Here is a 15,128-nt window from a genome sequence, read left to right on the forward strand (position 1 = left end):
TCATCATATATGGATTTTCATATATATTGGCGAGCAACCCCATCCTTCCGGTTCGCGACAAGGAGCCCCCATGACCGCACAGCCCGATACGTCCTCCAAGGATGCCGCTACCGGCATGGGCCGCTTCGAACGCTTCCTCTCGGTGTGGGTGGCGCTGGCCATCGTCGCCGGTGTGCTGCTCGGCCAGCTCGCCCCGGCGGTGCCCGAGACCCTGGCCCGCTTCGAGGTAGCACAGGTGTCGATCCCGGTGGCGGTGCTGATCTGGGCGATGATCTTCCCGATGATGGCGCAGATCGACTTCTCCGCCGTGCTCGGCGTGCGCCGTCAGCCCAGGGGGCTGGTCATCACCACCACGGTGAACTGGCTGATCAAGCCCTTCACCATGTTCGCCATCGCCTGGCTGTTTTTGATGGTGATCTTCCGGCCGTGGATTCCCGAGGCGCTGGCCCAGCAGTACCTGGCCGGCGCCATCCTGCTGGGGGCGGCGCCCTGCACCGCCATGGTCTTCGTCTGGAGCACCCTGACCCGGGGCGACGCCGCCTACACCCTGGTGCAGGTGTCGCTGAACGACCTGATCATGCTGTTCGCCTTCGCCCCGATCGTGGTGCTGCTGCTCGGCGTCTCCGACATCGCGGTGCCCTGGAACACCGTGGCGCTGTCGGTGGTGCTCTATATCGTGATCCCGCTGGCCGCCGGCGTCCTGACCCGGCGCACCCTGATCGCGCGCCGCGGCGCCGCCTGGTACGACGACGTCTTCCTCAAGCGCATCGCGCCGGTGACGCCGATCGGCCTCATCGTCACCCTGGTGCTGCTGTTCGCCTTCCAGGGCGAGGTCATCCTCACCGCACCGCTGCATATCGCGCTGATCGCCGTGCCGCTGATCGTCCAGACCTTCCTGATCTTCTTCCTGGCCTACGGCTGGGCCAAGGTCTGGAAGGTGCCGCACTGCGTGGCCGCGCCCGGGGCCATGATCGGCGCCAGCAACTTCTTCGAGCTGGCGGTGGCCGCCGCCATCGCGCTGTTCGGGCTGCAGTCCGGCGCGGCGCTGGCCACGGTGGTGGGCGTGCTGGTCGAGGTGCCGGTGATGCTGGCCCTGGTGCGCATCGCCAACGCCACCCGCGAGCGCTTCCCCGCCGCATGAGTCGCCATCCGCTGGTCGTCATCGTCCTCGCCCAGCTGTTCGGCACCTCGCTGTGGTTCAGCGTCAACGGCGTGGGGCTGTCGCTGGCCGCCGATCTCGGGCTCACCGACGCCGATCTGGGCCGGCTGACGCTGGCCGTGCAGGCGGGTTTCATCCTCGGCGCCCTGGGCCTCGCCGCCAGCGGGCTCACCGACCGCTTCCGCGCCAGCCACCTGTTCGCCGCGGCGAGCCTGGCCGGGGCGCTGGTCAACGCCGGCTTCGTGCTGGCCGCGCCCGAGCCGGCGCTCGCCCTGCTGCTGCGCTTCGCCACCGGCCTCTGCCTGGCCGGCATCTATCCGCTGGGCATGAAGCTGGTGATCGGCTGGACGCCCAGGCACACCGGCGCGGCGCTGGCCTGGCTGGTGGGCATGCTGACGCTGGGCACCGCCCTGCCCCACCTGCTGCGCGGCGCCACCCTGGGCCTGCCCTGGCAGTGGCCGCTGCTCGGCGCCTCGGGACTGGCGCTGGCCGGCGGCGCCCTGGTGCTGGCCCTGGGCGACGGCCCACACCTGCCGCCGCCCGGCGGCCGGGCGCGGCTGCGCGAGGGGCTGGCGGCGCTGCGCGACGCCCGCTTCCGGGCCGTGGCCGGCGGCTACTTCGGGCACTGTTGGGAGCTCTACGCGGTGTGGACCCTGACGCCCTTCCTGGTCGGCCGCGAGATCGCACGGCTGTCGGCGTCGCCGGCGCTGATTCCGTGGCTCGCCTTCGGCGTGATCGCGCTGGGTACGGTGGGCTGCGTGCTGGGCGGCCGGTTGAGCCGGCGCCTGGGCAGCCTGCCGGTGGCCCGCGGCGCACTCGTCGCCTCGGGGCTGATCTGCCTCGGCTATCCCCTGCTGGCGGAGGCCTCGCCGTGGCTGCTGCTCGCGCTGCTGGGCGTCTGGGGGCTGACCGTGATCGCCGACTCGCCGCAGTTCTCGGCCCTGGCCGCCGCCAACGCGCCCAGGGCGCATGTGGGCTCGACCCTGGCGGTGATGAACGCCATCGGCTTCAGCCTGACGCTGCCCGGCATCTGGCTGACCACCGCACTGTGGGCCTCACAGGGGCCCTGGGCGGTGTGGTGGCTGCTGCCGGGCCCGGCATTGGGGCTCTGGGCCCTGCGCCGGAGCTCGCCGCGCGACGAGCCTGCTTGAACGACGCTCCCCTGACGAACGTCGTCTAGCAGCACGCCTGGCGCCGCTCGGGTCCCTCGCCCAGTGCCTCGAGCCGCGCCGCCAGGGTATCGAGGCGCTGGGCCTCACCCTCGTCGGCCGCGGCCAGAGTCGCGGTGATCCACTCGGGCAGCTCGGAGGCAATGGCGTAGTGGATCCACTGACCCTCGCGACGGCCGACCAGCAGCCCCACGCGACGCAGTTGTGCCAGGTGCCGCGAGATCTTGGGCTGGGAGAGTTGCAGCACGCCGGTCAGTTCGCAGACGCAGAGCTCGCCCTGGCGGCGGATCAGCAGCATCAGCATCAGACGGGTGTCGTCGGCCAGGCTCTTGAAGACCTGCACGGGGGCGAAGGTGGTCACGGTGTCGTCTCCTCGGGGCATGGCAGCATGATACCTCGCCGGCCGTCAGGCTTCGCGCGGCAGCGCCAGCGCCAGCAGCGTGCTGGCGGCCACCAGTGCCGCCGAGACCCACAGGCAGGCGGCCAGCCCCTGGGCCTGATAGAGCCAGCCCGAGAGCAGCGTGCCGGCGAGCCGGCCCATGGCGTTGGCCATGTAGTAGACGCCCACGTCCATGGAGACGCCGTCGGCCCGGGCGAAGCGCACGATCAGATAGCTGTGCCAGCTGGAGTTGACCGCGAACAGCACGCCGAAGGCCAGCAGGCCCGCCACCAGCCAGCCCACCCGGGCCAGCGGCAGCATCGCCAGCAGCGCCGGCAGCCCGGCCAGCAGCAGCGCCAGCATCACGGTCACGCCCCGCGGGCTCGCCCCGAGCCGGGCGGTCAGCCGCGGCGCCTGGGTCTGCACCCCGCCATAGCCGATCACCCAGATCGCCAGCAGCCCACCCACCGTCCAGTGGCTCCAGCCGTGCTGGTCATAGAGGAACACCGGCAGCGCCACCACGAACCACACGTCCCGAGCGGCGAACAGGCACAGCCGGGCCGCCGACAGCACGTTGACCGCCCGCGACGACGAGAACACCTCGGTGAACTTCGGCTTGCGCTTGCCGCGCCCGAGGTCGGCCTTCAGGCGCCACAGCGAGAGCACCAGCACGCCCCCCAGCATGGCCGCCATCAGGCCGACCGCGCCGCGGAAGCCGATCAGCGTCAGCAGCAGCCCGCCGAGGAAGAAGCCGGCCCCCTTGAGGGCGTTCTTGGAGCCGGTCAGGATCGCCACCCAGCGGTAGAGGGCGCCCTGGGCACCGGCGTCTTCCTTCGGCACCAGCACCTTGACCGCGCTCTTGGCGCTCATCTTGTTGAGGTCCTTGGCGATCCCCGACAGCGCCTGGGCGGCCATCACCCAGGGCACGGTCAGCGCCGCGGCGGGCACCATCAGCATGGCCAGTGCCACGATCTGAAGACCGAGCCCGACGTTCATGGTGCGGTTCAGGCCCAGGCGCGCCCCCAGCCAGCCGCCCACCAGATTGGTGACCACGCCGAAGGCCTCGTAGAACAGGAACAGCAGCGCCACTTCCAGCGGCGAGTAGCCCAGCCGGTGGAAGTGCAGCACTACCAGCATGCGCAGGGCGCCATCGGTCAGGGTGAAGGCCCAGTAGTTGCCGGTGATCAGCAGGTACTGGCGCACCTCGAAGGGCAACGCCTTCAGACGGCCGGCGACGCTTCCGACCTCAGGCATCGGCCAGCGGCTCCCTGCCGACCGACGCACGTCCCACCTTGAGGGCCAGCTCGACGGTGCGGTTGGCATAGCCCCACTCGTTGTCGTACCAGGCGTAGAGCTTCAGCTGGGTGCCGTTGACCACCATGGTGGAGGGCGCGTCGACGATGGCGCTGCGCGGGTCGGTGCGATAGTCGATGGAGACCAGCGGGCGCTCCTCATAGCCCAGGATGCCGGCCAGCGGTCCCTCCGCCGCGGCCTTGAGCGCCGCATTGACCGCCTCCACCGTGGTCTCGCGCTCGAGTTCGAAGACCATGTCGGTCAGCGAGGCGTTGGCCAGCGGCACGCGCACGGCGTGGCCGTTCAGCCTGCCCTCGAGCGCGGGGAAGATGGCGGTGATGGCCCTGGCCGAGCCGGTAGTCGTCGGGATCAGGCTCATGCCGCAGGCCCGCGAGCGGCGCAGATCCGGTTTTTGTGGAGAGCTCGGCGCATCCAGAATCGTCTGGGTGTTGGTGATGTCGTGCACCGTGGTCATCGAGCCGTGGCGGATGCCGAAGGTCTCGAGGATCACCTTGACCACCGGGGCCAGGCAGTTGGTGGTGCAGCTCGCGGCGGTGACGATGCGATGGCGGGCGGGGTCGAAGGCGTCGTCGTTGACGCCCATCACCACGTTGAGTACGCCCTCCTCCTTGACCGGCGCACTGACCACCACCCGGCCGACGCCCTGGTCCAGGTAGGCCTGGAGCCTGTCGGTGGTCTTCATGTGGCCGGAACACTCCAGGGCCACGTCGCAGCCGGACCAGTCGGCGGCGGCGATGGTGTCATGGCGGCTGAAGGCGATGCGCCGGCCGTCGATGATCAGGGCGTCGGCCTCGGCCTGGATGCCCTGCCCCGGCGACCAGTGGCCGTGCACCGAGTCGAATTCCAGCAGGTGGGCGAAGGTGGCGGCGTCGCCGCCCGGATCATTGAGGCGTGCGATGGCAACCTCGCCGGCCTCGACGCGCGGCCACAGGCTGCGCAGCGCGAGGCGGCCGATGCGGCCGAAGCCGTTGATGCCGATGGACAGGGTCATGAAAACCTCCCGGGGATGACGGTGAACGACGGCCGCGACTCAGTGCTGGGCATCGAGCCACAGCTGTAGCCGATGACGAATCTCCTGGAGCGCCTGTTCATAGGCCTGCTCGCGCTCGATCAGCCGCGGGTCACGGATGTCCCAGTCGAGGCGCTCATCGACCTCGCCGGTCCAGTCGCGACAGGCCTGACGCGCCTTGTCGCAGAGCACGATGACGGTATCGAAACGCTCGCCGGCGAACGCCTCCAGCGACTTGCTGGCCAGCCCCTGGGTATCGATGCCCTGCTTGTGCAGCGCCGCCAGGGCCATTTCATGGGGACGATCCGGCTCGCTGCCGGCACTGAACGCCTCGAACCGGTCCCCCGCCAGGTGGCGCAGCAGGGCTTCGCCCATCAGCGATCGAGCGGAGTTGGCGTTGCACAGGAAGAGGATGCGCCGTCTGGTCATGTCGTGGGCTCCCGAATATATATGGATTTCCATATATAGTCGAGCCACATGACACCCTTGTGACAAGGACGATAACGCAGACGGGGAGGCCAGAGGCCTCCCCGTCGGATGATCACGCGAGCACCGCTTAGCCGTAGCGCCCGGTGATGTAGTCCTCGGCCTTCTTGGTGGCCGGGTTGGAGAACATGGTCTGGGTATCGTTGTACTCGATCAGCTCGCCCAGGTGGAAGAAGGCCGTGTAGTCGGCGACGCGCGCGGCCTGCTGCATGTTGTGGGTCACGGTGATGATGGTGAACTGCTGCTTCAGCTTGTCCATCAGGTCCTCGATGGTCGCCGTGGAGATCGGGTCCAGGGCCGAGGTCGGCTCGTCCATCAAGATGACCTCGGGCTGCACGGCGATCGCCCGGGCAATGCACAGGCGCTGCTGCTGGCCACCGGACAGCGAGGTACCGGGCTCCTGCAGCTTGTCCTTGACCTCTTCCCACAGGCCGGCGTCGCGCAGCGCCCGCTCCACCAGCTCGTCGACGTCGGCCTTGCGGCTCACCAGGTCGTGCATGCGCGGCGCATAGGCGATGTTGTCGTAGATCGACTTGGGGAAGGGGTTAGGCTTCTGGAACACCATTCCGACGCGGCGGCGCAGGGCCACCTCGTCCATCTTGGCCTCGTTGACGTCGCGGCCGTCCATCGAGATCAGGCCCTGGATCCGCACGCTGGGGATCAGGTCGTTCATGCGATTGAGGCAGCGCAGGAAGGTCGACTTGCCGCAGCCCGACGGACCGATCAGCGCCGTGACGTTCTTCTGGAAGACGTCAACGTTGATGTTCTTGAGCGCCTGGGTCTCCCCGTACCAGAGGTTGAGGTCGCGCACCCGCACGCTCAGCTCGTGATTGGCGTTCTCGTTGCGTACCACCGGCTCGCCGGCACTGTGTCCGCTCATGGGGCCCATCTTCCGCTCGGAAATTTGAATGTTCATCTTGGCATATCCTGTGTCTGGCCGCGGGATTTACCAGCGACGTTCGAATTTCTTGCGCAGCACCACCGCGGTGGCGTTGAGCGTGATCAGTACGGCCAGCAGCACCAGGATGCCCCCGGAGGTCTTCTCGATGAAGGCACGATCCGGCTCACCCGCCCAGGTGAAGATCTGCGCCGGCAGCACCGTGGCCGCCTCGGTAAAGGACGAGGTGACGTCGGGAATGAAGGCCACCATCCCGACGATGATCAGCGGCGCGGTCTCGCCCATGGCCTGGGCCAGGCCGATGATCGAGCCCGTCATGATGCCCGGCAGGGCCAGCGGCAGCACGTGGTCGCGTACTACCTGCCAGCGCGAGCAGCCCACCCCGAAGGCGGCGTGGCGGATGGAATCCGGCACGCTGCGCAGCGCGGTGCGGGTGGCGATGATGATCACCGGCAGGGTCATCAGCGCCAGCGTCAGGCCACCGACCACCGGCGAGGACCGCGGCACGCCGAAGAAGTTGATGAAGATCGCCAGACCCAGCAGACCGAACAGGATCGAGGGGATCGCCGCCAGGTTGTTGATGTTGATCTCGATCAGCTGGGTGACGCGGTTGTCCGGGGCAAACTCCTCGAGATACACCGCGGTCATCACGCCGATCGGGAAGGACACCGCCAGCGTCACCAGCAGGGTCAGCACCGTGCCCATGGCGGCCGAGGCGATGCCGGCAAGCTCCGGCATCTTGGAGTCACCGTTGGAGAAGAAAGTAGTGTTGAAGCGCAGCTCGGCACGCCCCTCGGCCTGCAGCCGGTCCACCACCTCCTGCTCGCTGGCGCTCAGCCGGCTGTGATGGCCCTTGAGGTACTGGTCCACCTGGCCGTCGGCCAGCACCCACTCCATGCGGGTGGTGCCGAGCAGCTCGGGATTGTCGTCCATGCGACCGGGGATCAGGCGCAGGTAACCGCGGCTGACCAGCGGGCGCACATCCTCCTGGACGGCGGCCAGCGGCAGCTGGGAGGCCCGCTCGCTGTAGTCGACCTCGACCTGGACCTGCGCCTGCTGAAAGGCCGGCAGCCCCTTGATCATCATGTCGGTGAAGAACAGCACCAGGAACAGCCCGGCCAGGCCCAGGGCACCCATGGAGATCCACTTCAGGCGCGCGGACTTGCGGTGACGACGCCGGAGCTGGGCGCTGATCTCGTCGAAGGATTGGCTCATCGGATAGGCTCCAAGGCGTTAGAGGTTGTTGATCCGGTACTTCTCGCGGAACCGGCGAATCATGATCACCGAGACCAGATTCAGCGACAGGGTCACCACGAACAGCACCAGGCCCAGGGCGAAGGCCGACAGCGTCTCGGCGCTGGCGAACTCCTGGTCACCGGTCAGGGCGGCGACGATGCGGACCGTCACCGTGGTCATGTCCTCGAACGGATTGGCCGTGAGGTTGGGACGCATGCCGGCGGCCATGACCACGATCATGGTCTCGCCCAGCGCCCGGGATACCGCCAGCAGCGAGGCGGAGATGATGCCCGGCAGTGCCGCCGGCACCACCACGTCGCGAATGGTCTCGCCCTTGGTCATGCCCAGCGCCAGCGAGCCCTGGCGCATGCTGTCCGGCACCGAGTTGATGACGTCGTCGGACAGTGAGGAGATGAAGGGGATGATCATGATGCCCATCACCACCCCGGGCGCCAGGGCGTTGTTGAAGGAGGCATCGATACCGAAGAAGCCGGCCACGCTGACGATGAGCGGCGCCACGGTGATGGCGGCGAAGAAGCCGTAGACCACGGTGGGGATGCCGGCCAGGACCTCGAGCACCGGCTTGGCCAGGGTACGCACGCGCTGGGGAGCGAACTCGGCCATGTAGATCGCCGACAGCAGGCCCACCGGGATCGCCACCAGCATGGCGATGGCGGTGATCATGAAGGTGCCGGCAAACAGCGGGATGGAACCGAACTGGGCGGCGCTGGCTCCCTCTTCGGCGCGGCCGGCGGCCTCGAGGAAGCTCGCACCCGGGTTCCAGGTAGTACCGGTGATGAAGTCCCAGAAACTCTGCATCTGGAAGAAGCGGATGGCCTCTCCCACGATGGAAATCAGGATCCCGAAGGTGGTGAAGATCGAGATCAAGGCGGCGCCGGCCAGGAAGAAGCGGATGACGCTCTCGATGGCCTTACGCGCGTGAAAGTCCGGACGCACCATGGCGATGCCCATGGCCAGACCGGCACAGCCGACGACCAGGCTGGCAGCCAGCAGGTAGAGCGTGGGAATCTCGGCGCCCAGCAGCAGCATGGCGAAGGCCCCCACCACGCCCACGGCGATGGCCGGGCCGGCGGTGGACAGCACGCTGAACCAGGCGTACTGGTCGGGCTGGGCATGCATGGACGTGCCGGCGGCGCGCACCCTGGCGGCCTTGGCTCGTCCCAGGAAGAAGGCTATCAGACCCAGCACCAGCAGGGTGCCGCAGAACAGAGCGAGGATTTGATTGGTCTGCATAGTTGTCTCTCGGCGGAATGGATCCGCGGAGCCGGCAAGGCCGGCGACCCGTCGGAACGTGCGCCGGCCGGCAGCCCCTGGCTGCCGGCCGGTACAGGGCTGAGATCCGGCCTCTTACTTGAGGTCGGCCAGCTCGAGCGCCTCATGGTTCTCGACGGCGCTGCGAGCCTCGGCGCGCATGTCTTCCGGCGCCGGGATCAGGCCGATGCCCTTGAGGTAGCCCAGATCACCGATCATCTGCTCGCTCATGAACATGTTGGCGTACTCGTTCATGGCCGGGACCTCGTCGGCGTGCTGGTTCTTCACGTAGAAGAACAGCGAGCGGGACACCGGGTACTCGCCGCTGCCGATGGCGTCCGGGGTCGGCGCCACGCCGTCGATGTGGGAGCCCATCACGCTGTCGGCGTTTTCCTCGAGGAAGGAGTAGCCGAAGATGCCGAAGGCGGCGGTGTTCTCGGTCAGGCGCTGGACGATCAGGTTGTCGTTCTCGCCGGCATCGATGTAGGCGCCGTCGGCGCGGATGTCGGTGTAACCCTCACCGCCGTAGGCCTCCATCTCCTCGGAGACGGCTTCCATCACCAGCTCCTCGAAGGCATCGCGGGTACCGGAAGTGGTGGGTGGACCGTAGACGGCGATGTCGCGCTCCGGCAGCGAGGCGTCGATGTCGCTCCACTGGGTGTAGGGATTGTCGACCAGCTCGCCATCGACCGGCACCTGAGCGGCCAGGGCCAGGAACAGCTGTTCGCGGCTGACGTTCATCTCGTCGTTCTGAGCGGACTGGGCGAAGGCGATGCCGTCATAGCCGACGAAGGCCTCGGTGATGTCGGTCACACCGTTCTCGGCGCAGCGCTCGAACTCGGAGGGCTTCATGCGACGCGAGGCGTTGGTGATGTCCGGGGTGCCTTCGCCGACACCGTTACAGAACAGGCGCAGACCGCCGCCGGAACCAGTGGACTCGATGACCGGCGTCGGGTAGTCGGTGGTGGCACCGAACTCCTCGGCCACGTAGCTGGCGAACGGGTAGACGGTGCTGGAACCAACGATGCGCACCTGATCGCGGGCCTGGGCGACACCGACGACGCCCATGACGGCGGCAGCGATGGCGGTGGTCTTGAGGATGCGGTTCATGGAGAGAGCTCCTGTTCGGGGAAGTGATCATCCTTTCGCGACACACAAGATGCCCCACGAAAATGACAGCTTCATGACAAGCGAGCTCGGATGCCGACATCGGCGTCGGCGGAGGGTGACACCGGCCCCGCAGGCGGGGCCGGTCGTCGGAGCGGGCAGGAACGGGACTCAGTGGAGGGCGGCGCGACCGGCCAGCGCGCGCAGGGCCAGGTTGCCGATCAGCGACACCGTGAGCATGGTCAGCACCATGGGCCAGGCGCTGTCGACCTCGAAGGCGCTGACCACCACCCCGGCCAGGGCGCCACAGGTGAACTGGATGCAGCCCAGCAGCGCCGTGGCGGTAGCGCTCATATGACTGAAGTGCTCGAGCATCGAGGCCATGGCATTGGGCGTGATCAGCCCGACCATGCCCATGAACAGCATGATCAGCGGCACCACCGTGGCCAGCGAATCCAGCCCGGTGGCCACCAGCATCACCAGGGACAGCGCCACGCACAACTGTACGCCGAGCCCCAGGCGCATGTTCTGCTGGGGCGTGCGATGACGCAGCAGGCGGATGTTGATGCGGTTGGAAAAGGCCATGACCACCACGTTGGCGCCGAACACCACCGGATAGATCGCCGGCGAGACCCCATAGTGAGTCATGTAGAGGAACGGCGAGGCGGTGATGAAGGCGAACATGCCCGAGAAGGTCGAGGCCACCGACAGCACGTAGCCCATGGCCTCACGGTGGCGCAGCACGCTCCCGTAGTTGCGCAGCACCTGACCGGCCGAGGCGATCGGCGCATCGACCGGCCGGGTCTCCGGCAGCCGGGTGCCCATCAGCCACAGCAGAAAGGCGGCATAGGCCGCCAGGAAGGCGAAGATCAGCCACCAGTCGGCCAGGTAGAACAGGCCACTGCCCACCGCCGGCGCCACCAGCGGCGCCAGCATCAGGATCATGGCCATGGTCGACATCACCTTGGCCGCCTCGCGCCCGCTGAAGCAGTCGCGCACGATGGCCGCGGAATTGACCACGCAGGCGCCGCCGCCCAGGGCCTGGACGAAGCGCCAGGTCAGCAGCTCGCCGAGGCTCTCGACCCGCATGATCATCAGGCTGGCCAGCAGGAAGATCACCAGGCCGACCAGCAGCACCGGGCGGCGCCCCAGGCGATCGGACAGCGGCCCGCCGAACAGCTGGCCGAAGGCAAAGCCGAACAGGAACAGGCTGATCGACAGTTCGGTGTGATGGACGCTCGCCCCCACTGCCTCGGCAAGTGCCGGCATCGCCGGCAGATAGGCGTCGATGGCGAAGGGCGCCAGGGCGGTATTGGTGGCCACCAGCAGGGCCACACGTCGAGCGCTGAGGGTCAAGCGACCTCCTAGAAGCATGCCAAAAGGACGCTAATGATAACGCACCTCACTGGCCGATGCTGGACGCGCCTGTTTTCCCTTTCCCGCGCTTGTTAGAGTGAAGGTTCGACACACGGAGGACTCAGGACCCATGGCAGACGACCTGCTGACGCAACTCAAAGGCATGACCACGGTGGTCGCCGACACCGGCGACATCGAGGCGATCCGCCGCTTCCAGCCCACCGATGCGACCACCAACCCCTCGCTGATCCTTCAGGCCGCCCAGCAGGAGGGCCGCCGCGCCCGGTTGGCCGAGATCGCCCGCCAGGCCACCGATATCGACGATGCCCTCGACGCCGTAGCAGTCGACATCGGCAGCGAGATCAGCGCCCTGGTGCCCGGCTACGTGTCCACCGAAGTCAGCGCGCGACTCTCCTTCGACACCCAGGCCTCGCTGGACCGGGCCCGCTCGCTGATCGACCGTTACCAGCGTCACGGTGTCGACCCGTCGCGGATCCTGATCAAGCTCGCCGCCACCTGGGAGGGCATCAATGCCGCCCAGATACTGGAGCGAGAAGGCATCCACACCAACCTGACGCTGATGTTCAACTTCGACCAGGCCCGCGCCTGTGCCGATGCCGGCGTGACCCTGATCTCCCCTTTCGTCGGCCGCATCCTCGACTGGCACAAGGCCCAGCAGCCGGACGCCGACTTCAGCGGCGACCGCGACCCGGGCGTGCAGTCGGTCAAGCGCATCTACGAACACTTCAAGGGCCACGGCTACGAGACCATCGTGATGGGCGCCAGCTTCCGCAACAGCGGCGAGATCACCGCGCTGGCCGGCTGCGACCGCCTGACCATCTCGCCGGCCCTGCTCGAAGAGCTGGAACAGAGCCAGGGCACGCTGACGCGCCGCCTCACCCCGCTTGACGCCGAGACCCGCACCCCGGAGCCCCAGAACGAGGCCGACTTCCGCTGGGCGCTGAACGAGGACGCCATGGCCACCGAGAAGCTGGCCGAAGGCATCCGCAAGTTCATGGCCGACCAGCGCAAGCTGGAGACGCTGCTGGGCGAGCTGCGCCAGGTCTGATCGCCGGCCGGCGTCGTGCCGGCAGCCCTCGCAACGCGAAGGGGGAGGCGTCGTTCGGCGCCTCCCCCTTCTTCATTCCGGCCTTCCTTCATTCCGGCCAGGCGCGGCGTTTCTGGCCCCATACCATGCCCGCTTGGCTCAGGCGCCCGGCGTCTCGTCCTTGTGATCCTCGAGCATCTCCACCAGCGGCTGGAACTGCTCGCGGTTGTGCTCGTTCATGTGCATCAGGATACGATGCGCCTCGAGGATGCGCTGACGCATGCCCTCCTCGTCGGCCGGCACCTCGGGCAGGTCGCGCAGCTCATGGGGCTCGGTGATCGGCGACTCCACCAGGGTGAAGTAGTGAGCGAATCCCATGACGTCGAGCATGCGCCGCACGTCCGGGTTGTCGACGACGATGGTCGGCGGCTGCTTCAGGCGCCCCTGCAGCGCCATGGCCACCTTGGCCAGGAACCCCAGGGCCGTGGAGTCGACGTTGGTGGCCTCACGCAGGTCCACCATCACCGCCTCCAGCCCCGGCGTCTCGGCCAGCTGCTGCGCCTGGGTGTCGAGCGTGGCGCAGAGCGTCAGGCGGACGTCACCGCACAGCTTGAGCACGAACACGCCGGAGTCGAACGCCGCCTTGAGGCGGCCTTCATGCATCATCATTGCCAAATCCGCTCAACATCATGATCGTCAGGTCGTCGGGAAGCTCGTCCCGGCCGGAGGCATCGTCTTCACCGTCAGCCTCGGCGATGTCGTCGCCCAGGGCAAGCCCCCGACGAAGGTCCAGGATCGTCTCGCTGCCTTCGGCCCGTGCCCTCAGCACCTCCAGTCGCGCCTCCAGGGTCTCCCCGGGCAGGCATTCCAGGATGCCGTCGGAACATAGCCAGAGCCGGAAGTCCGCCGGCAGCGCGCAACCCAGCCGAGGATACTCGACGTCGGGGAACAGCCCGACGGGCATGCCCTCGCCTTCCAGATAGTGCGCCCGGCCCTCGGCCATCAGCATCGGCATCGGCAGCTGCGCGCCGAGCGAATAGTGAAGATAGCCCCGCTCCCGGTCAATGACGCCGACGAACAGGGTCGCGTGCTTGCCGATGCCGGTATCGAGCAGCTCGCGGTTCAGCCCCGCCAGCCAGCGCGGCGCCAGCTCCTCGGGGTGCCGGCCGTCCCACTCCTGCTGCCAGCGGTGCGACAGCGACTTGAGCAGCACCGTGACGAAGGCCGACGAGGCGCCGTGCCCCGAGACATCGGCGAAGTAGAACAGGGTGTAGCGATCGTCGAAGCGCTGGAAGTCGAGGAAGTCGCCCGACAGGTAGAGCGACGGCACCAGCCAGTAGTCGCAGCGGACCCCGCCGATGCTCTGCGGGCGCGGCGGCAGCAGCTTGCGCTGGATCTGGCCACCGGCCTGCTGGTCGAGGCGCAGCATCGCCAGGTGGGTCTCCAGGCGCTCGTTGAGCTCGGACAGCCGCTCACGGTCGTGCTCGCGCTCCCGGGCCAGGCGGTGGAGATCGATGACCCGACGGATCATGCGACGCAGCAGGTGGCCGTGGCGGCGCGGTTCGATCACGTAGTCGACCAGCCCCGCATCCACGGCATGAATCAGATCGCTGTCCTGGCGGTCATCGCTGACCACCAGCGTCGGCAGACGCTCGGCCAGCGCCTGCCAGGCCTCGCTGGGCACCGCCCGGGCATGCGCCACCGCCAGCACCGTCTCGTCCGGCAGCTGCTCCAGGCATTCCACGGCGATGACCGCCAGCCCCTCCTTGGCGATGACCTCGGCCAGGGCATCACGCTCGGCTCCGGGGGCATCGATCAGGCAGACCAGCTCATTGGCGTCAGGCATCCTGTGGCCTCACTCGGCGAAGGCATCATCGAAGTCGGCATCGTCGAAATCGAAGTCGTCGCTGGCGAAGGGGTCCTCCCCCATCTCGCCGTCGTTGACCTCGAAGCGCCGACGCTGCAGCCAGCTGTCGCGGATGAAGCTGTAGCGATCGCCGCGAATCAGCTCTTCCTGGTCGAGCAGCCCCGCCCGGGTATCGATCACGTCCAGGCCCCGCAGCCCGTAGCGCACCTTGTCCTCTTCGACATAGGTAACCGGGTCGGTGTACATGTCCACCGGCAGCCCCGCGGTGTCACGCACCGTGCTCGGCCCCAGCAGCGGCAGCACCAGGTAGGGCCCTTCGCCCACGCCCCACACCGCCAGGGTCTGGCCGAAGTCTTCCTCGCGTCCGACCAGGTCCATGCGGGAGGCCACGTCGAAGAAGCCGAGCACGCCCACCGTGGAGTTGACCAGGAAGCGACCGGTGGAGATGCCGGCGTTGGCCGGCTTGGCCTGCAGCAGGCTGTTGACCGTGTTGCCGATCTCCCCGAGGTTCGAGAAGAAGTTGCCGACGCCGGTCTGCACCGGGTCCGGCGTCACGAAGCGGTAGCCCTGGGCCACCGGCTTGAGGGCGTAACGATCGAGCGTCTCGTTGAAGGCGAACACCCCCCGGTTGAAGCCCTCCCAGGGGTCGTCCGGATGGGCATCGTCGACGCCCGAGGTGGTCGCGCAGCCCGTCAGCAGCGACAGGGCGCACAGCGCCGCCAGGCCTTGGCCGGCCCGACGGCTCGGGAAGGTCGGAATCATGGCTCGAACGGTCTCCCTACGCGTCATTCTGGTGTCCATTGTCGATCGGTATCGCGTGGCCGCGAC

At 67.9% G+C, this 15,128-nt stretch carries 15 protein-coding genes; 3 read left to right on the forward strand and 12 right to left on the reverse strand.

What is annotated here, in order from left to right; all coding sequences use genetic code 11:
- Nucleotides 1-70: 70 nt before the first annotated feature.
- Nucleotides 71-1,141: an ACR3 family arsenite efflux transporter gene (arsB, locus tag C9J49_RS11200; protein ID WP_107182138.1), complete on the forward strand. Its 1,071-nt coding sequence runs from the start codon at nt 71-73 to the stop codon at nt 1,139-1,141.
- Entirely contained in the window at nt 1,138-2,310 is a 1,173-nt protein-coding gene (locus C9J49_RS11205) for a nitrate/nitrite transporter (protein ID WP_046080154.1), read from the forward strand. The genes arsB and C9J49_RS11205 overlap by 4 nt, the downstream gene beginning before the upstream one ends.
- 25 nt (nt 2,311-2,335) lie before the next feature.
- On the opposite strand, the gene C9J49_RS11210 is transcribed toward C9J49_RS11205, so the two are convergent.
- From C9J49_RS11210 to C9J49_RS11250, 9 genes are all read right to left on the reverse strand, one after another.
- Nucleotides 2,336-2,689 carry a metalloregulator ArsR/SmtB family transcription factor gene (locus C9J49_RS11210; RefSeq protein ID WP_237022311.1) on the reverse strand — a complete coding sequence of 118 codons (354 nt, stop codon included), beginning with the start codon at nt 2,687-2,689 and terminating at the stop codon, nt 2,336-2,338.
- Between the two features lie 45 nt (nt 2,690-2,734).
- Nucleotides 2,735-3,961: an organoarsenical effux MFS transporter ArsJ gene (gene arsJ, locus C9J49_RS11215; RefSeq protein WP_107182139.1), complete on the reverse strand. Its 1,227-nt coding sequence runs from the start codon at nt 3,959-3,961 to the stop codon at nt 2,735-2,737.
- Nucleotides 3,954-5,012 (reverse strand): ArsJ-associated glyceraldehyde-3-phosphate dehydrogenase, encoded by a 1,059-nt coding sequence (locus tag C9J49_RS11220; RefSeq protein ID WP_107182140.1) that lies wholly within the window; start codon nt 5,010-5,012, stop codon nt 3,954-3,956. Before C9J49_RS11220 ends, arsJ begins: the two co-directional genes overlap by 8 nt.
- A 39-nt stretch (nt 5,013-5,051) precedes the next feature.
- The gene (locus C9J49_RS11225; RefSeq protein ID WP_035599597.1) at nt 5,052-5,459 is read right to left on the reverse strand and encodes an arsenate reductase ArsC; all 408 of its coding nucleotides are present in this window, start codon (nt 5,457-5,459) and stop codon (nt 5,052-5,054) included.
- Between the two features lie 127 nt (nt 5,460-5,586).
- Nucleotides 5,587-6,369 (reverse strand): phosphate ABC transporter ATP-binding protein PstB, encoded by a 783-nt coding sequence (pstB, locus tag C9J49_RS11230; protein WP_046080500.1) that lies wholly within the window; start codon nt 6,367-6,369, stop codon nt 5,587-5,589.
- Between the two features lie 93 nt (nt 6,370-6,462).
- Nucleotides 6,463-7,629: a phosphate ABC transporter permease PstA gene (gene pstA / locus C9J49_RS11235; protein WP_107182141.1), complete on the reverse strand. Its 1,167-nt coding sequence runs from the start codon at nt 7,627-7,629 to the stop codon at nt 6,463-6,465.
- Nucleotides 7,630-7,647: 18 nt separating this feature from the next.
- Nucleotides 7,648-8,904: a phosphate ABC transporter permease subunit PstC gene (pstC, locus tag C9J49_RS11240; protein WP_035599593.1), complete on the reverse strand. Its 1,257-nt coding sequence runs from the start codon at nt 8,902-8,904 to the stop codon at nt 7,648-7,650.
- Between the two features lie 114 nt (nt 8,905-9,018).
- On the reverse strand, nt 9,019-10,032 hold the full coding sequence (locus C9J49_RS11245; protein ID WP_046080149.1) for a PstS family phosphate ABC transporter substrate-binding protein: 1,014 nt from the start codon (nt 10,030-10,032) through the stop codon (nt 9,019-9,021).
- A 168-nt stretch (nt 10,033-10,200) separates the two neighbouring features.
- Nucleotides 10,201-11,385 carry a Bcr/CflA family multidrug efflux MFS transporter gene (locus tag C9J49_RS11250; RefSeq protein ID WP_035599588.1) on the reverse strand — a complete coding sequence of 395 codons (1,185 nt, stop codon included), beginning with the start codon at nt 11,383-11,385 and terminating at the stop codon, nt 10,201-10,203.
- A gap of 130 nt (nt 11,386-11,515) precedes the next feature.
- Here C9J49_RS11250 and tal point away from each other — a divergent pair, with 130 nt between their 5' ends.
- Nucleotides 11,516-12,454 (forward strand): transaldolase, encoded by a 939-nt coding sequence (gene tal, locus C9J49_RS11255; RefSeq protein WP_107182142.1) that lies wholly within the window; start codon nt 11,516-11,518, stop codon nt 12,452-12,454.
- 138 nt (nt 12,455-12,592) lie between these two features.
- Here tal and C9J49_RS11260 read toward each other — a convergent pair whose 3' ends face one another.
- Genes C9J49_RS11260 through C9J49_RS11270 form a run of 3 tightly spaced genes read right to left on the reverse strand, consistent with a single transcriptional unit; the run spans nt 12,593 to nt 15,062 of the window.
- Entirely contained in the window at nt 12,593-13,102 is a 510-nt protein-coding gene (locus tag C9J49_RS11260) for an STAS domain-containing protein (protein WP_035599584.1), read from the reverse strand.
- Nucleotides 13,089-14,279 (reverse strand): PP2C family protein-serine/threonine phosphatase, encoded by a 1,191-nt coding sequence (locus tag C9J49_RS11265; RefSeq protein ID WP_046080147.1) that lies wholly within the window; start codon nt 14,277-14,279, stop codon nt 13,089-13,091. Before C9J49_RS11265 ends, C9J49_RS11260 begins: the two co-directional genes overlap by 14 nt.
- A gap of 9 nt (nt 14,280-14,288) precedes the next feature.
- A complete protein-coding gene (locus C9J49_RS11270) occupies nt 14,289-15,062 on the reverse strand; it encodes a VacJ family lipoprotein (protein WP_035599581.1) in 774 nt (257 codons plus the stop codon).
- Nucleotides 15,063-15,128 lie beyond the last annotated feature (66 nt).

This window comes from Halomonas sp. SL1 (assembly GCF_003030865.2).
Taxonomy (GTDB): domain Bacteria; phylum Pseudomonadota; class Gammaproteobacteria; order Pseudomonadales; family Halomonadaceae; genus Halomonas; species Halomonas halophila.

Coding starts and splice junctions, on each gene's coding strand:
- arsB (WP_107182138.1), top strand. CDS start 71: ATGACCGCACAGCCCGATACGTCCTCCAAGGATGCCGCTACCGGCATG.
- C9J49_RS11205 (WP_046080154.1), top strand. CDS start 1,138: ATGAGTCGCCATCCGCTGGTCGTCATCGTCCTCGCCCAGCTGTTCGGC.
- arsJ (WP_107182139.1), bottom strand. CDS start 3,961: ATGCCTGAGGTCGGAAGCGTCGCCGGCCGTCTGAAGGCGTTGCCCTTC.
- C9J49_RS11220 (WP_107182140.1), bottom strand. CDS start 5,012: ATGACCCTGTCCATCGGCATCAACGGCTTCGGCCGCATCGGCCGCCTC.
- C9J49_RS11225 (WP_035599597.1), bottom strand. CDS start 5,459: ATGACCAGACGGCGCATCCTCTTCCTGTGCAACGCCAACTCCGCTCGA.
- pstA (WP_107182141.1), bottom strand. CDS start 7,629: ATGAGCCAATCCTTCGACGAGATCAGCGCCCAGCTCCGGCGTCGTCAC.
- pstC (WP_035599593.1), bottom strand. CDS start 8,904: ATGCAGACCAATCAAATCCTCGCTCTGTTCTGCGGCACCCTGCTGGTG.
- C9J49_RS11245 (WP_046080149.1), bottom strand. CDS start 10,032: ATGAACCGCATCCTCAAGACCACCGCCATCGCTGCCGCCGTCATGGGC.
- tal (WP_107182142.1), top strand. CDS start 11,516: ATGGCAGACGACCTGCTGACGCAACTCAAAGGCATGACCACGGTGGTC.
- C9J49_RS11260 (WP_035599584.1), bottom strand. CDS start 13,102: ATGATGATGCATGAAGGCCGCCTCAAGGCGGCGTTCGACTCCGGCGTG.
- C9J49_RS11265 (WP_046080147.1), bottom strand. CDS start 14,279: ATGCCTGACGCCAATGAGCTGGTCTGCCTGATCGATGCCCCCGGAGCC.
- C9J49_RS11270 (WP_035599581.1), bottom strand. CDS start 15,062: ATGATTCCGACCTTCCCGAGCCGTCGGGCCGGCCAAGGCCTGGCGGCG.